Genomic DNA, 14,067 nt, shown 5'->3' on the forward strand with positions numbered 1-14,067 from the left:
GTGAATGCACCACACCGCGGTCCCTGCGCTTGCGGGCTCTGCCTCGCCAACGTTAGGGTTCAATTGGCCACGGCAAGGAGCCAGAGGAATCTGCATGACCACCCGCATCACACACCGGCAGCGCATCAGCCTGCTCGGCCTGACCGCGCTGCTTGCTGCCTGCGCCGACAAGGGGCCGCCCCCACCGCCAGAGCCGCTGGAACTCTCACAGCCCATCGCCGTGGACGCGCCCGGCCAGCAGGTGCAGTTCGAGTTCGAAACCACGGCGCGCAATTTTGCCAGCTACCGCACTTATGCGGTGGAACTGGAACTGCAGCGGCGAAGTCCAGCCACAACGGGCACGCCCGATATAGCAAGTATCAACATCCCATTCGAAGTATCCCTGCAGCGTCGGGAAGGCACTACCTGGCAGGAGATTGCAACACAGGACAGCTATCAGGCACGCGCGCGCAACGGTGTTGAGCCGCTCCCCTCGTGGCACCACTCTGAGAGCTGGCGCTATGCCTCGCTCGCATCAGGCAGCGACGGCAACTACCTCCTGAACGTGACAGCGCTGCCGCTGGAGCTCGACAGCAGATACCGGCTGCAGATTCAAACGGTCCATGCCATATCAGGACTGCAAGACTATTCGGCAAGGCTAGTCGTGCACGCCTCGCGTCCTGCAGGGAAGTGACACCATTCATTCGAAGGAACGAAGGAGTTTCCATGAACAAGCCCCGCTACAGCCTGGACATTGTCATTGCCGCACCCGGCACCCCACTGCTCGATCCCGATTCGGGAAAGCAGCAGCTGACGCCCGATGGCACTCCTGATACTTCCGGGCCTGGCCACATGTTCTATGTTCTGCATGCTACAGGTAAAGCGGCGCAGAGTTTCGGCTTCGCACCCGTCGAGCATGGCAGCATGAATGGTCCCGGGCGCATCGTCAGAGACGACGTGAAAGTCTATAAGGACCCCGCCCATGTCCGCACCATCGAAATCACCGAAGCCCAGTACAACAAGCTCAAGGCGTTCGGCGACGATCCAGTGAAGTACGGCTTCAGCAAGCACTATGCCGACGTGCGCCACAACTGCGTGGACTTCACCTGGGGCGCATTGAATCACGCCGGCATCCAGCGCAAGCACAGCCTGGACGTGAACAGCATCGGCGGCCCCGTTGGCCAGTTGCTGCCCGATGTCCGCATTCCGCTGGGCGTCCAGTCACAGGGCAAGGACGGCTATCGTCCGCTGCGCAACATCCATGGCGTGGACAGCATTGAGCCCCCTTTCCCCAACAGCGAACTCAACCGCACCACCACTCATCCCCTGCCCGAGCGCAGCTTGAAGCAGCGTCTGCTCAGCGAAACCGACGGCATTGATGGCCCCTTGGGCGAGCGTCTGGCTGCGGACGCGCGCGCACCGGGGCACAGCCTTCATGCCTTGGACCAGAAAGTGCGTACCGCACTCGCCCAGGCCAGCGAACAGCAGGGACTGCCCCCCGGCCAGGAGCACGAACGACTGGCAGGCCATCTGACCCACGCGGCGGTGCAGGCCGGCTTCAGCGAAAAGGACACGCTGCAGGTGGCATTCAGTTCAAACAGCACCGCCGAGGCACCCGGCTACGTATTCCTGCATCGCAGCGGCGACACCGCCTCGCCGGACCCTGCCGCCAATCGCCAGCGCCTGTCCCTGCTCGATACGCAGCAGGGCGATGTGGATATGCTGTATCAGAAGGCCAACGTGCAGCAGCAATCCCGCGACGCAAGCCGACTGGCGCAGGACGAGCAACAGGCACAACAGCAGGCGTCGCCGCGCATGGCCTGACCCAGCCGCATCAGGCGCTGACACCGTTCCCGCATCAACTCACGTACTGCGCCTGACCGTTCCCGAACGACCAGTTCTCCTTCTTCACTTCCACCAGATTGATGAACACATCCTCGCGGCGGATGCCCACCGCCGCATGCAGTCCATCGGCGATGCCGGCGTACAACGCCTTTTTCTGCTCGAGCGTGCGCCCTTCGTTCCAGGTGATCTGGATGCAGATGAAGTCGTCGGTGCGATCCACGCCCAGGTAACCGGGGTCGTAGATCAGCGTGCCGGGCGCGTGTTCCTGGAAGATCTGGAAGCGATCGTTTTCCGGCACCCCCACCGCGCGCATGGCCTGGTAGATGGTTTCGCCGACGCGTTGCAGGTAGTCGGCGGATTTACCTTTGCGAAGATCGATACGGGCGAGCGGCATGGTGGCACTCCAGAGTGGATAGGCACGGCAACGGGCTGAGACTACGCCTGCCCGGGGCGGCGGGACAGCGCAGGGATGGAACCCTCTGGCTCCATGCGTGGCGTGGTCCCGCCTCCGCCGCGCGGGGTGACGCGATTGCCGTGGCGGCATCCCTCCGGAGTCGCCATGTGCACGGTCGGCAGGGGCGGCGATGCGCGCCATCAGTGATGGGCCGCACTACTTGCAGGTGTCGGACGACACACAACGGGAAACGTCTGGCCTGCCTAGGGACAGTTGAGAATTTTCCTTACAGACCGATGTGATTGCCCGGCTTGAAGATCGCCGCGCCGAGGCAAGACGCCTTGGCCGGGATTGGCGTCTCGAATAAACGAACAGGCTTCAAGGACTGCGAGAGAAATCGCAGTTGAGAGAATGCATCGACTGCCCTCATTGGCGGGCGGTGCGTGGGGATCGCAAGATCCGCCAGGCGTTCTTCTCCCTTGAAGCTTGTTTGCCTTGGTACGCCAACCCGCACCGTCCGCCACCTTCACTCCGGAAGGTGGCCCTACGCCAGTGAGGGTTTCGCCATGACCAACTGCACCGCCATCCATCCCCGCCTGCACGCCTTGATCGGCGACATCGCCGCCGACGTGCCCGGGGACCTCGCACGCGAGATCGAGTGCGCCCTGAACGAACAGAACCTTCCGGCGCAGTCGGCCACGTTCTTCGCCCGTCTCAATGCGATCAACCATGCCGACGGTGGTGACGGACAGCCGTGCATCAGCCTCATCCTCGGCGCCAGCAATCACGCTTCGTTGCGCCGCTCGCTATCCGGGCTCGGCGCATTGCTCGATCTGCTGCAGGCCGCGGACCATGCGCGCAACGAAGGCGGCCCGGACGAACAGTTGGGCGCCTTCCATATCGACGGACTGATCGTGGCCGCACGCCAGCTGGTGCGCGAGGCACATCATTGCCTCTCCAGCGGCGATGCCTGACCGGCCCGGATGTGCTCCCGCTACAATCGCGCAGGGAGCGCAGGAGACCGCAATGGACGCCGAACACCTGGAGTACTTCAAGGCCGCACTGGAAGGCCGCGCAAGCGTGGGCTGGAACGTCTGGTTCGCCGCCAACCAGCAGGCGCTGGCACAACAACTGAGCCGCCCTGCACTGCTGCGCTTGAAGTTCAGCACACTGGATGAAGCCGAACGCCTGCTGGCAGAGGCCGGCATCGCGCCCAGCAGCACGGCGGGCAAGCGCTACGAAATGTACTGCGCGCAGTTTTCGGCGGACGTGGTGGACGCGAACGGTCGCCCGCTACCGGCGATCTGGCGCGCGGCGCACGGCGGTGCCATCGGCCTGCTTGCCGAGGGTGAGCAGGAGGCCGGCCAGGCGAAGTTGCTCGCGGAGTTCCGCCGCGTCCGCAAGCGCGGGCTGCAGCAGGCCCATGAATGGTTGGCCGATCTGTGCTTTGAAGGCGAGATGGAACTGACCAGCGGTAGTGCCGAGGTGGGCCGTAGCCTGCTGGCGGTGATGGTGCAGGCCGGCAGCGACCACGACCTGCTCGATGCTTCGGCGATGATCGCGCGCGAGCTGCTGGAGGAGCATGGCTGAGGCGGCGCGGCGCCATCTACGAGGGTGGCTTGCAGATGCGCACCATCTACATGCGCGAGTCCGTGTCGATCCAGCTGCTGAAGGAGCTGTATGCCGAGGCTGGCGAGGCTGGTTTCATCTGCCACACCCGTCTGGACGTGGCATCGGCCTACCCCAAGGCGTTCACCGTCATCGAAGGCGTGACGGCCACCGAGTAAAGGGCGGGGCCAGCCGGCGGTGCCCCTGACAACACCGGCAGCCTGGGCGGCGCCAGCGCGGGCAGCGTCCTCAGCGTCGTGACCAGGCAACGGGAGGGGGGAGGTCGAAACCTGATTGGCCTCCCCCCTCCACACGCCCACTTCTCTTCAGCCGTCAGTTGACAGAATCGCTTTTCGGCCGAAGTAATCGAACGTCGGTGTTGAGTCATCGGCACCGTTCGCCGACTGATGCAACAGCGCTGACCTAGACGACCCGCCTTGCCTTGTTCACGCGGGCTGCTCGGACTATCCAACGAGCGATACTTTTCACGCTTTGGGCAGTCAATCCGGTGCATATCTGACGCTGCGGAGCCGACAGATCAGAAGTAATACGCCTGACCTGCTTACGGACCTCCCTTAACCAATTCCACTCAGCTTGGAGAGCCGCGTCCATGTCGCCTGCATAGCGCGCGTCCAAGGCCGCCAGCAGGCCGCGGTTTACCTTCCCGTCAGAAACGATCATGCCACTCATAAGGACTGGATCGACATTTTGCAGCCAGGGCACCGCACGCCCGGCCAAGTTCCCTACTCCAAATGCATGAATCGACGAGTAGTCCGCAGCCTCGATCTGCGCGACGTATTTTGGAACCTCCAGAGCAGCGCGGTAGAGAGCCGCCCCATTCGCTGCGCAGTTAACAAGTCTGGTGGCTTGCACAAAGGAACTTGTCTCTCTTTGATGGTAGCCGAGACTTCCGTAGGACTCGCTAAGGTCGTAGCGTGAGCCCCCCAACTCTAGGCCCTTACTGACTTCTTCACGCATCAGGTATTCCTCAAGCCAGTCTAAGGTTTGCTTTCCCGGAATTAGCTCGACGCCCCATTCCTCAAGGCGCAGTGAGATGCCCACGGCATGGAGAAGTTCGCCGACCTTTAAAAGCCTGCTACTCTCCAAATCGGACACAAGCTCCAGTCGTGCTGAATCGTATTGGCAGGTAGACATGCTCCATAGATCCCACATCTTGCGCCAGGCCGGCGCTGCAGCTTCACCAACTACGACTGGATCGACAGATAGCACAGCATTGATTGCGTCGATCTGAAGCGTGCCCGACATCCAAAGCGTGGCAAGGTGAGAGGGCGGCACTACAGACTCGTATGCTGCTAGATCACGGTAACGTTTCTCTACTGCATCAAGGTGGATATCTCGCTCATCCCAGCTTTCGCGACTCTTAGCGTGTCGCAAATAGTCTTTCCCCATCATGGCGACTTCGTCTGCAGTAATTAGTCCCGCACGCAACTCCGAGCCTACTCCAACAGAGAAAAGCACAACTGATTCAAGGCCTTTTTTACTTTTCCCAAGACGAGGGTCCACCCGACTCACCAATCGGTCCGCATCACCCATGAGCACACGGAAGCTACGATAATTTGTCATTCCGCCTGCCTGCAGTACTTCTGCCACACGTTTCGGATTGGTACGCAAGTAGTTTTGCACCGGGCCATACGGAAGCTCATGCGCTACCGCTTCGATCACCTTCTCTGGATCGGCCCTTACGTAGAGGCTCTTACCGACCACCTTCTCTTTCCACTTGGTATAGCGGGGACAGCTTATTTCCGCCTCGTTTGCGAGCACAATGACGCGCAACCCGTCGGTTTCAACGTATCCATTGATAAGCGACAAAGCCCTATCAACTCCAAATGTTGCGCGCTCCAAATCATCAAAGACTACGACCCTATCCCTGGGCTTTGCTGCCCACTGCCGTATTGCCTCAACGTCTGAAAGCTCTAGCGGAGCTTCTCCGAGTTGTGCCGATAGAAGCGTATTTCCCAAGCGAAATGCCGCGGTTCCGAGGACTTTCCCAATCTTTGAGTTCAGGGAAGGATAGAGCTGAGAGAGGAACTGGTCCGAGATGGCTGCCTCATTCTGCGCACCAAAGAAACTGGCAACTAGCGCTGGAAGCTGATGGGGACTCCTCCGTTGACGCTCGGCCATATATCGCTTGATAAACTCGGTCTTCCCGCTTCCCCAATTCCCCGTGATGAGCACGGCGGATCCTCTATCAACTCTTTCTGCCAAGTAAGCATCTAAATAGTTGACCGCCTCCGCGATAGCAATTGGCTCCATCGCCACTGTGGCTTTCATAACCTGTCTCCTTTTTTTATTCGCAGCAGCGTTCCGGGTGGCGGGCGAGAAGCCACGCAGGCTTGTTGAGTCAGAAAGATAGCACTCGCAGCACAATCTTCTTGCATCCACGCAAAGGACCTGCTGGGATGCAACCTCACGCTATTTCTAGATCGCGAAATAGTCGGTCATTGCATTCGTGCGCGGTGCACGGCCTAGCTGCGTAATCGCCGACCTGGCCAGAGTCAAACTCGATTGGAGTCGAGGCAGCGCTGGGCGGCTATCGCTGTACCGGTGAACGTTTCCAACTACAACCCTAAGCCGCTGAGCCTGCCTGACACGCGCACTGAGGATCTCGCCAAGATCGAGGCCTCGCGAGCCCTTAGCATGGGCAAGCTGCAGGCGCAGATGGTGAAGGACAAGAATGCCACTAGCTATGGAATATCTGTCGGCGACCTGCCGCCACTGACCGACCAGGAGAAGCTACAGCAGACCATCGCACAGACCAGCATCGCAGCGCACGCGGGCGCACAGGTGGCGCTGGGCTTTGGTCGGAGCCTCCACGCCAGCGGCCAGGACTACAACGGCGTCTATGACCGGGTAACCGGCTTGATTGACGGCATAAAGGTGGGCGACCTGGACAAGGGTGGCGTCGGCATGGGCGAGCTGGCCGACACCATCGAGGCGCTGCCGGACAACTTCGCGCGCGCTGTGTTCGACCTGGTGGAAGACAAGACTGGCCAGGCCGCGACCACGGCAGCGGTGCAGCAGAGCAATGCTCTGCTCGCGCAGGTTGTAGATCGGTTGGACCGGCTGGAAGCCGTCACGACGCAGGGTTTAAGCGAGTCGGGCAGCAGCGCACTGAGGTGAGGGCGTCGTTCAATCGGTAAATCACCAGGAAGTCGGTGATTTATAGCTTCTCAGCGGTGCACTGGCGCGACCAGAGGATTGTTAGGATCAAGCAGATGGATTGCGTCATTCATCAGATAGAGCTGGTCGCTAAGAAGCATCGTCTCGCTGACAGACTTCCCGTTCATTCCCGCAACCAACTGGAGCTTACGCCACTGCAACGGGAGGGGCGAGTCTTTGAACTGCCAATCATCTGCCCTATGCGCATAGGCCAGCCTGAGGGCGCGCAGGAGAACCAAGACCGGATTCGCCAAATACTGATCCTTCAGCCGATTAGATTCGAGGTATTTCCACACGGCATCGTGTGTGTCCATGATTGCTTGACGAGCTGTGTACCTCACCACCTCCTGAGCGCGCTCGGGTAGCCGCTCAGGGTGCACCGTGTATCGCCAGTCAATTGCTAGACCTGGAAACGGCTTGGACACGATCATGTCCCCGAAGATCGTCAGCTCGAAATGCTCGCCCTTGTCATGAACATCGGTCATGTAGCGGTAGCCGGCGATGGCCTGCCAAACGGCTGCGTGAGCAGCGGTCACAGCGTGCAGCGCCTCTTCCAGAGAAACTCTTGCTTTGCCCATGCGACTCTCTCCCAAGGGAGTTAGACAATCGGTCTAATGCACTTATCACGCACTTACGAAAAAGCCGGCTCGAGGCCGGCTTCTTCATAACACCTGATAAATCAGGGTCTTAATTGGTGGGCGGTACAGGGATCGAACCTGTGACCCTTGCCGTGTGAAGGCAATGCTCTACCGCTGAGCTAACCGCCCGGTGTGTTGCTGAGCCGCTCATTATAGGGGCTTTTCAGAGGCCGTCAACAGTTTTTCACAGTCGTGTTCACGGGCATTTCGGGGCACGCAGCCGGGCATGACCCGACGCTACCGGAATCACATCGTATGGGTCGGTTTGTCCGAACCGGTCAGCCCGGCCAGCAGGGTCTCGATCTTGTGGCGCACGCCCTCGCCTTCGGCACCGTCGGCCAGCTGCACGCCGATGCCGGCGGTGCGGTTGCCCTGCGCGCCGGCCGGGGTCACCCAGATCACCTTGCCGGCCACCGGCAGACGCTCGCTGGAATCGGGCAGCGTCAGCAGCAGGAACACCTCGTCGCCCAGGAAGTAGCGCTTCGGCGTGGGCACGAAGATGCCGCCATTCTTCACGAACGGCATGTACGCGCTGTACAGCGCGGCTTTGTCCTTCACAGCCAGGGACAGGATGCCCTGGCGGGCGTTGCTGGCACTCATCGATTTCCCCTTGCGGCAGGCCGCTCGTTCACCTTGTTCCAGGCCAGCAGCAACTCGACCACCGCGAGGTCTGCACGCACCGTGGTGCGCAGCAGGTCGCGGGTGCGGTTGGCCGCATCGAACCAGGCTGCAAGCTTGTGCAATCGCTCCGGCGTGGTCAAGGCATCGGTGCTGGCCTGGGCCAGCGCCAGGTCGGCGGCAAAGCGCAGGCGCAGCGCCGCGTTGTCGTCGCCGCACCACTTCTGCGCCAGCTCCACCGCGCCGGTCTTGCCGGCCGCCAGCTGTTCCAGCTCGCGGCCGACTTCGCGGCGCAGGCTCAGGCCGTCTTCGCGCAGCCAGTTGTCGGCCTGGCCGGGGTGGCCGCGCGCCGCGTCCAGCGCTTCGCGCGCCGATGCTTCGCTGTGGCCCTGCTGCTGCAGCCAGGCCAGTGCTTCGTGCTGCGGCGGCAACTTGAATTCCAGGCGCTGGCAGCGGCTGCGGATGGTCTGCGGCAAGCGTGCCGGGTCGCTGCTGATCAACCACAGGTAGCGGCCGGGCTGCGGCTCTTCCAGGGTTTTCAGCAGCGCGTTGGCCGCCGAGCGGTTGATCGCATCGGCCGGGTCGACGATCACCACCTGCGCCACGCCGTACTGCGGGGTCAGCGCCAGCTTGTCGGTGATCTCGCGCATCTGCTCGATGACGATCTCGGTACGCAGCTTGTCGCCGCTCTTGTTCGGAATGAAGCTGACCAGCTGCAGGTCCGGGTGCGTGCCCGCCGCGATCAGCTGGCGCGTGCGCGTGGCGTGGGCTGCATCGCCCTGCGCCAGCACGTGGTCGGCCAGCGCCAGCGCCACCTCATGCTTGCCCAGCCCGGCCGGACCGCAGATCAGCAGGCCATGACCGAGGCGACCGGCGTCGAGCGCGGCCACCGTCTGTTCGAACGCGCGCTGCTGCCAGGGCGAAAACGTGCTCATGCGCCCTCCCCGTCCCGCAGCCAGCGCTCGACACGCGCGACCACATCGGCGGCCACGCGCGCCTGCTCCTGGCCCGCATCAATCAATGCGAAGCGCTGCAGATCCTGCTGTGCGCGGCTGCGGAACACTTCGCGCACGCGCTGGAAGAAATCGTCCTGCTCGCTCTCGATGCGGTCCGGCCACAGGTCGCGGCCGTTGGCGCGGGCGCGGCCGACGGCCACGTCCACATCCAGCAGCAGGGTCAGGCCCGGCAGCAGGCCGACCGCGCGGCGCTCCAGGTCGGCAATCCACTGCGGGTCGAGGCCACGGCCACCGCCCTGATAGGCGTAGCTGGAATCGGTGAAGCGATCGCTCAGCACATAGGCGCCGCGCTGCAGCGCCGGCCGGATCACCTGGCGCACATGCTGGGCGCGTGCGGCGAACACCAGCAGCAACTCGGCTTCGGCGCTGAGCGGTTCGGCAGCGATCTCGGCATCGGGCTTCAGCACCAGGCCGCGGATGCGCTCGGCCAGGGGCGTACCGCCCGGCTCGCGGGTCAGCACCACCTCGTGGCCGTGGCTGCGCAGGCAGTCACGGATGGCATTGATGGCGGTGGTCTTGCCCGCGCCTTCGCCGCCTTCCAGGCTGACGAAACGCGGGTGGCGAAGCAGCGCGGGACTCATTGCGCCGGGGTCTCCTGGGTACGTTGCTGGCGCAGCTGCTGCAGGTAGCGGGCTACGGCCGCGTTGTGCTGGTCCAGGCTGGGCGAGAACACGTGCGCGCCGCTGCCATCGCCCACGGCGACGAAGTACAGCGCGTCGCCCGCCGCGGGTTGCGCGGCCGCCATCAGCGCATCACGGCTAGGCATCGCGATCGGGGTCGGCGTCAGGCCGGCACGGGTGTAGGTGTTGTAGGGCGTATCGGTAGTCAGGTCGCGACGGCGGATGTTGCCGTCATACGCAGCACCGAGGCCATAGATCACGGTCGGGTCGGTCTGCAGGCGCATGCCGATCTTCAGGCGGCGCATGAACACGCCGGCAATCTGCGGGCGCTCGCTGGCCAGCGCGGTTTCCTTTTCGATGATCGAGGCCAGCGTCAGCAGTTCGTAAGGCGTGTTGATCGGCAGGTCCGGTGCGCGGCTTTCCCAGGCTTCGTCCAGCGCCTTTTCCATTGCGGCGTGGGCGCGCTTGAGCACGTCCAGATCACTGTCGCCGCGCTGGTAGACGTAGGTCTCCGGCAGGAAGCGGCCTTCCGGATGCTGGCCACCGAATCCGAGGCGCTGCATCAACGCGGCGTCATCCAGGGTATCGGTGGTGTGCAGCAGCGGCTCGGCGCGCTTGAGCGCGGCACGCAGCTGGCGGATGTTCCAGCCCTCGACAATCGTGACCCGGTGCTGCAGCACCTTGCCGGCGCGCATGCGCAGCAGCAGCTCGCGCGGGGTCAGCTCGTCACTGAGCGCGTACTCGCCCACCTTCAGCTTGCCGGCCGCATCGAGCTGGCGCGCCAGCAACTGCCACTGGGTGTCCTGGCCCTCGTCCACGCCGGCATCGCGCAGCTTGCGCAGCACGCTGTTCATGCCATCGCCGCTGGCGATGACCACGCTCTCGGCGGTCGGGGTGATCGGGGCATCGGCGAACCGGGTCTGCTGGTAGAAGAACCACGCGCCCGCGCCGGCCACGACGGCGCCCAGCACCACCACCAGCGTTACCACGAACAGACATCCGCGCTTGGCTCCCGCCATGGACTACCTCTGAACTCGATTCCGTCGTGCAGGATACCGTGCCGGTGGATTGGGGTCATGACCGGGGTGGCGCCTGCGTGCCGACCAACGGTCGGCACCCACCACAATCCATGCCTGGCGCGGCGATCAGTAGATCCACGCCATGCGTGGATGAATGGCCATGGAGGACTCCGTGCCGACCAACGGTCGGCACCCACCGTGGGGGAATGGCGTTGCCGGCCAGCGGCCGGCACTACCCCTGCTGGCCGAGCGCGCGCAACAGGCCGCGGGCCTTGGCGCGGGTCTCGTCCAGTTCCTTGTCCGGGTCCGAATCGACCACGATGCCGGCGCCGGTGCGGAAGCTCACCTCGTGGCCATCCACTTCGGCGGTACGGATCAGGATGTTCAGGTCCAGGTCGCCATCGCGGTTCAGCCAGCCGAACGCACCGGTGTAGGCACCGCGCGGCACCTGCTCCAGTTCGCTGATGATCTGCATGCATCGCACCTTGGGGCAGCCGGTGATGGTGCCACCCGGGAACGTGGCGGCGATCACCTCGCCGGGCGTGACCTCCGGGCGCAGGTGGCCGCTGACATTGCTGACGATGTGGTGCACATGGGCGTAGCTCTCCACCGTCATCAGCTCATCGACCACCACGGTGCCGGGCAGGCAGATGCGGCCCAGGTCGTTGCGTTCCAGGTCGATCAGCATCACGTGCTCAGCACGCTCCTTGGGGTGGCCGACCAGCTCCCGGATGCGCGCGGCATCATCGTCCCCCTCGAAGCGCGGACGCGTGCCGGCAATCGGTCGGGTCTGCGCGTGGCCGGCATGCACCGACACCAGCCGCTCCGGCGAGGAACTGACCACATGGCGACCGTGCGCGCTGAACAGGCCGGCGAACGGTGCCGGGTTGGCACGACGCAGCTGCGCGTACAGCGCCTGCGGCTGGACCGGCGCAGCGAACTGCGCGCTCCAGCGCCGCGACAGGTTCACCTGGAACACATCGCCGGCACGCAGGTAGTCGATCACCCGGCGCACGCCGTCGGTGAAGCGCTGTGGCGCATCCTCGCCCACCGACTGCGGCGGCTGCCAGCCCTGCCCGGCCTCCGGCAGTGCCTGCGACGCCATGGTCACCAGCGCCTCCAGCAGGGCCTGCTCACCGGCTTCGGCGATGACGAAGCTGGCGTCGTTCTGGTGGTCGTGCAGCACCGCAGCCGGGCAGCGCAGCGCCAGCGCGGTCGGGCGGCCGTCCTCGCGCGCGCGCGCCGGCAGCACCGGTTCAATCTGGCTGGCCACTTCGTAATCGAGCATCAACGCCCAGCCGCCACGGAACGGCAGGCTGTGGCTGCCGTCGTGCGGCAGGCGTTCGTGCTGCCAGGCACGGTCCAGCACCTGCAGGAAGCTGCCGGCGTGTACCGCGTCGTGCTGGTCGCGCACCTGGCCATCGGCATCCAGCCGCAGGCAGTCGCCCTGCGCGGCCAACAGCAGGCTCCAGCGGCCCTGGGCGGTGCCCGAGGCGGTGGATTCCATCAGCAGCGGGAAGCGCGCCGGGTCATGATGCTGCAGGGCCAGCAGATCGATCGGGTGCGGCAGCGGGTGGATCAGCGGTGCGTGGGTCATGATGGCCAGTTCAGGGATTCAGATGCACGGAAGCCGCCTTGCGGCGGCTCCGTGGTGCACGGCGTTGATCCGTTTGTCGGATTGCCGATAGGTAGAGTCGACTGACAGTCGACTCTACCAATGCGACGCCGAGCATGGCGCGACGTCGAAATGCCGGTCAGACGCGCTTGAAGATCAGCGTGCCGTTGGTGCCGCCGAAGCCGAAGCCATTGGACATCACCACGTCAACCTTGGCCTGGCGTGCTTCGTTGGGCACGTAGTCCAGGTCGCAGCCTTCGCCCGGCTGCTGCAGGTTGATGGTCGGCGGAATGACGTTGTCCTGCAGCGCCATCACCGAGAAGATCGCTTCCACGCCGCCGGCCGCGCCCAGCAGGTGGCCGGTCATCGACTTGGTGGAGCTGACCATCATCTTGTAGGCGTGGTCGCCGAAGGCGGTCTTCATCGCCATGGTCTCGCCCAGGTCGCCCAGCGGCGTGGAGGTGCCGTGCGCGTTGAGGTAGCCGACCTGTTCCGGGGTCACACCAGCGTCCTTCATCGCCATGACCATGCAGCGGGCGGCGCCTTCGCCGTTCTCGCTCGGGGCGGTCATGTGGTACGCGTCGGAGCTGGCGCCGAAGCCGGCCAGTTCGCAGTAGATCTTCGCGCCACGCGCCTTGGCGTGTTCGTACTCTTCCAGGATCAGGATGCCGGCGCCGTCGCCCAGCACGAAGCCGTCACGGTCCTTGTCCCACGGGCGCGAGGCCTGTTCCGGAGCGTCGTTGCGGGTGCTCATGGCCTTCATCGCGCAGAAGCCACCCAGGGCGGTCGGCGACGAGCCACGCTCGGCACCACCGACTACCATCACGTCGGCGTCGCCGTACTGGATCATGCGCATCGCGGTGCCGATCGAGTGGTTCGAGGTCGCGCACGCCGACACCGCCGAGAACGACGGGCCCTTCAGGCCGGTGATGATGCTCAGCTGGCCCGGCAGCATGTTGATGATGGTCTTGGGCACGTAGAAGGGCGAGATCTTCTTGCCCTCGTGGAACTCGATGGTCTGCTCTTCGATGCCGAGCAGGCCGCCGATGCCGGCGCCGACGATGGCGCCGATGCGCTCGGCATTGGCGTCGGTGATCTCCAGGCCCGAGTCATGCAGGGCCATGAACGAGGCACCGAGGCCGTAATGGATGAACGGGTCCATCTTCTTGGCATCCTTGCCGCTGACCCGGTACTTGCCGAACAGTTCGTTGTCGGCGGTGATGTCAAAGCCCTTGACCTCACCTGCAATCTTGGTGGTGAACCGGTCCAGGTAGGCATCGGCAACGTTGGTCAGCGGACCGATGCCCGAACGACCGTGGGTGATGCCTTCCCAGCTGCTGGCCAGATCATTGCCCAACGGCGAGACGATACCCAGGCCGGTTACGACGACGCGACGCTTCATTGCTGATTCTCCTGACCCGAAGGTTCAATCGGGTAACACGGTTTGCTTCGGTGTGATGCTCAAACACACGGGGCCGCAACTGCGGCCCCATGGGGTGCGGTGCGCGGCGAGCGGAGACCCGCGCGCGCACTGC

General features: G+C 63.9%; 15 protein-coding genes and 1 tRNA gene. 6 read left to right on the top strand and 10 right to left on the bottom strand.

Annotation, left to right across the window (positions count from 1 at the left end):
- Window positions 1-94 precede the first annotated feature (94 nt).
- Both AC5P7S_RS07130 and AC5P7S_RS07135 read left to right on the top strand, forming a co-directional pair.
- The gene (locus AC5P7S_RS07130) at window positions 95-673 is read left to right on the top strand and encodes a hypothetical protein (RefSeq protein WP_050562684.1); all 579 of its coding nucleotides are present in this window, start codon (window positions 95-97) and stop codon (window positions 671-673) included.
- Window positions 670-1,803: an XVIPCD domain-containing protein gene (locus AC5P7S_RS07135; protein WP_495213616.1), complete on the top strand. Its 1,134-nt coding sequence runs from the start codon at window positions 670-672 to the stop codon at window positions 1,801-1,803. The genes AC5P7S_RS07130 and AC5P7S_RS07135 overlap by 4 nt, the downstream gene beginning before the upstream one ends.
- A gap of 34 nt (window positions 1,804-1,837) precedes the next feature.
- Here the strand turns inward: AC5P7S_RS07135 and AC5P7S_RS07140 are convergent, their stop codons facing one another.
- Window positions 1,838-2,218 (bottom strand): tautomerase family protein, encoded by a 381-nt coding sequence (locus AC5P7S_RS07140; RefSeq protein ID WP_005415517.1) that lies wholly within the window; start codon window positions 2,216-2,218, stop codon window positions 1,838-1,840.
- Between the two features lie 566 nt (window positions 2,219-2,784).
- Here AC5P7S_RS07140 and AC5P7S_RS07145 point away from each other — a divergent pair.
- Genes AC5P7S_RS07145 through AC5P7S_RS07155 form a run of 3 tightly spaced genes read left to right on the top strand, consistent with a single transcriptional unit; the run spans window position 2,785 to window position 4,005 of the window.
- Window positions 2,785-3,192, top strand: a complete 408-nt coding sequence (locus AC5P7S_RS07145; RefSeq protein WP_095377024.1) for a hypothetical protein — start codon at window positions 2,785-2,787, stop codon at window positions 3,190-3,192.
- Between the two features lie 52 nt (window positions 3,193-3,244).
- Window positions 3,245-3,808 (top strand): hypothetical protein, encoded by a 564-nt coding sequence (locus AC5P7S_RS07150; protein WP_095377025.1) that lies wholly within the window; start codon window positions 3,245-3,247, stop codon window positions 3,806-3,808.
- Window positions 3,809-3,843: 35 nt separating this feature from the next.
- Entirely contained in the window at window positions 3,844-4,005 is a 162-nt protein-coding gene (locus AC5P7S_RS07155) for a hypothetical protein (protein ID WP_170944885.1), read from the top strand.
- Window positions 4,006-4,249: 244 nt separating this feature from the next.
- Here the strand turns inward: AC5P7S_RS07155 and AC5P7S_RS07160 are convergent, their stop codons facing one another.
- Window positions 4,250-6,118 (bottom strand): P-loop NTPase fold protein, encoded by a 1,869-nt coding sequence (locus tag AC5P7S_RS07160; RefSeq protein WP_095377026.1) that lies wholly within the window; start codon window positions 6,116-6,118, stop codon window positions 4,250-4,252.
- A 273-nt stretch (window positions 6,119-6,391) separates the two neighbouring features.
- On the opposite strand from AC5P7S_RS07160, the gene AC5P7S_RS07165 reads away from it, so the two are divergent.
- The gene (locus AC5P7S_RS07165) at window positions 6,392-6,967 is read left to right on the top strand and encodes a hypothetical protein (protein ID WP_141239330.1); all 576 of its coding nucleotides are present in this window, start codon (window positions 6,392-6,394) and stop codon (window positions 6,965-6,967) included.
- A gap of 50 nt (window positions 6,968-7,017) precedes the next feature.
- On the opposite strand, the gene AC5P7S_RS07170 is transcribed toward AC5P7S_RS07165, so the two are convergent.
- The 8 genes from AC5P7S_RS07170 to fabF form a co-directional block, all read right to left on the bottom strand.
- On the bottom strand, window positions 7,018-7,584 hold the full coding sequence (locus AC5P7S_RS07170) for a hypothetical protein (RefSeq protein ID WP_242441291.1): 567 nt from the start codon (window positions 7,582-7,584) through the stop codon (window positions 7,018-7,020).
- A gap of 114 nt (window positions 7,585-7,698) precedes the next feature.
- Window positions 7,699-7,773 (bottom strand) — tRNA-Val (locus AC5P7S_RS07175).
- Window positions 7,774-7,890: 117 nt separating this feature from the next.
- On the bottom strand, window positions 7,891-8,244 hold the full coding sequence (locus tag AC5P7S_RS07180; protein ID WP_005412452.1) for a PilZ domain-containing protein: 354 nt from the start codon (window positions 8,242-8,244) through the stop codon (window positions 7,891-7,893).
- Window positions 8,241-9,197 carry a DNA polymerase III subunit delta' gene (locus AC5P7S_RS07185; RefSeq protein WP_070490130.1) on the bottom strand — a complete coding sequence of 319 codons (957 nt, stop codon included), beginning with the start codon at window positions 9,195-9,197 and terminating at the stop codon, window positions 8,241-8,243. The genes AC5P7S_RS07180 and AC5P7S_RS07185 overlap by 4 nt, the downstream gene beginning before the upstream one ends.
- The gene (gene tmk, locus AC5P7S_RS07190) at window positions 9,194-9,859 is read right to left on the bottom strand and encodes a dTMP kinase (protein WP_095377028.1); all 666 of its coding nucleotides are present in this window, start codon (window positions 9,857-9,859) and stop codon (window positions 9,194-9,196) included. The genes AC5P7S_RS07185 and tmk overlap by 4 nt, the downstream gene beginning before the upstream one ends.
- Entirely contained in the window at window positions 9,856-10,917 is a 1,062-nt protein-coding gene (gene mltG / locus AC5P7S_RS07195; protein WP_095377029.1) for an endolytic transglycosylase MltG, read from the bottom strand. The genes tmk and mltG overlap by 4 nt, the downstream gene beginning before the upstream one ends.
- A 232-nt stretch (window positions 10,918-11,149) precedes the next feature.
- Window positions 11,150-12,514 (bottom strand): aminodeoxychorismate synthase component I, encoded by a 1,365-nt coding sequence (locus AC5P7S_RS07200; protein WP_095377030.1) that lies wholly within the window; start codon window positions 12,512-12,514, stop codon window positions 11,150-11,152.
- 157 nt (window positions 12,515-12,671) lie between these two features.
- Entirely contained in the window at window positions 12,672-13,934 is a 1,263-nt protein-coding gene (gene fabF / locus AC5P7S_RS07205; RefSeq protein ID WP_005415510.1) for a beta-ketoacyl-ACP synthase II, read from the bottom strand.
- Window positions 13,935-14,067 lie beyond the last annotated feature (133 nt).

It is taken from the genome of Stenotrophomonas sp. YJH_SMC_32 (assembly GCF_059369975.1).

Excerpts from the sequence above, each read along its gene's own strand:
- AC5P7S_RS07130 (WP_050562684.1), top strand. The coding sequence starts at position 95 with ATGACCACCCGCATCACACACCGGCAGCGCATCAGCCTGCTCGGCCTG.
- AC5P7S_RS07140 (WP_005415517.1), bottom strand. The coding sequence starts at position 2,218 with ATGCCGCTCGCCCGTATCGATCTTCGCAAAGGTAAATCCGCCGACTAC.
- AC5P7S_RS07145 (WP_095377024.1), top strand. The coding sequence starts at position 2,785 with ATGACCAACTGCACCGCCATCCATCCCCGCCTGCACGCCTTGATCGGC.
- AC5P7S_RS07150 (WP_095377025.1), top strand. The coding sequence starts at position 3,245 with ATGGACGCCGAACACCTGGAGTACTTCAAGGCCGCACTGGAAGGCCGC.
- AC5P7S_RS07155 (WP_170944885.1), top strand. The coding sequence starts at position 3,844 with ATGCGCACCATCTACATGCGCGAGTCCGTGTCGATCCAGCTGCTGAAG.
- AC5P7S_RS07160 (WP_095377026.1), bottom strand. The coding sequence starts at position 6,118 with ATGAAAGCCACAGTGGCGATGGAGCCAATTGCTATCGCGGAGGCGGTC.
- AC5P7S_RS07170 (WP_242441291.1), bottom strand. The coding sequence starts at position 7,584 with ATGGGCAAAGCAAGAGTTTCTCTGGAAGAGGCGCTGCACGCTGTGACC.
- AC5P7S_RS07180 (WP_005412452.1), bottom strand. The coding sequence starts at position 8,244 with ATGAGTGCCAGCAACGCCCGCCAGGGCATCCTGTCCCTGGCTGTGAAG.
- AC5P7S_RS07185 (WP_070490130.1), bottom strand. The coding sequence starts at position 9,197 with ATGAGCACGTTTTCGCCCTGGCAGCAGCGCGCGTTCGAACAGACGGTG.
- tmk (WP_095377028.1), bottom strand. The coding sequence starts at position 9,859 with ATGAGTCCCGCGCTGCTTCGCCACCCGCGTTTCGTCAGCCTGGAAGGC.
- mltG (WP_095377029.1), bottom strand. The coding sequence starts at position 10,917 with ATGGCGGGAGCCAAGCGCGGATGTCTGTTCGTGGTAACGCTGGTGGTG.
- AC5P7S_RS07200 (WP_095377030.1), bottom strand. The coding sequence starts at position 12,514 with ATGACCCACGCACCGCTGATCCACCCGCTGCCGCACCCGATCGATCTG.
- fabF (WP_005415510.1), bottom strand. The coding sequence starts at position 13,934 with ATGAAGCGTCGCGTCGTCGTAACCGGCCTGGGTATCGTCTCGCCGTTG.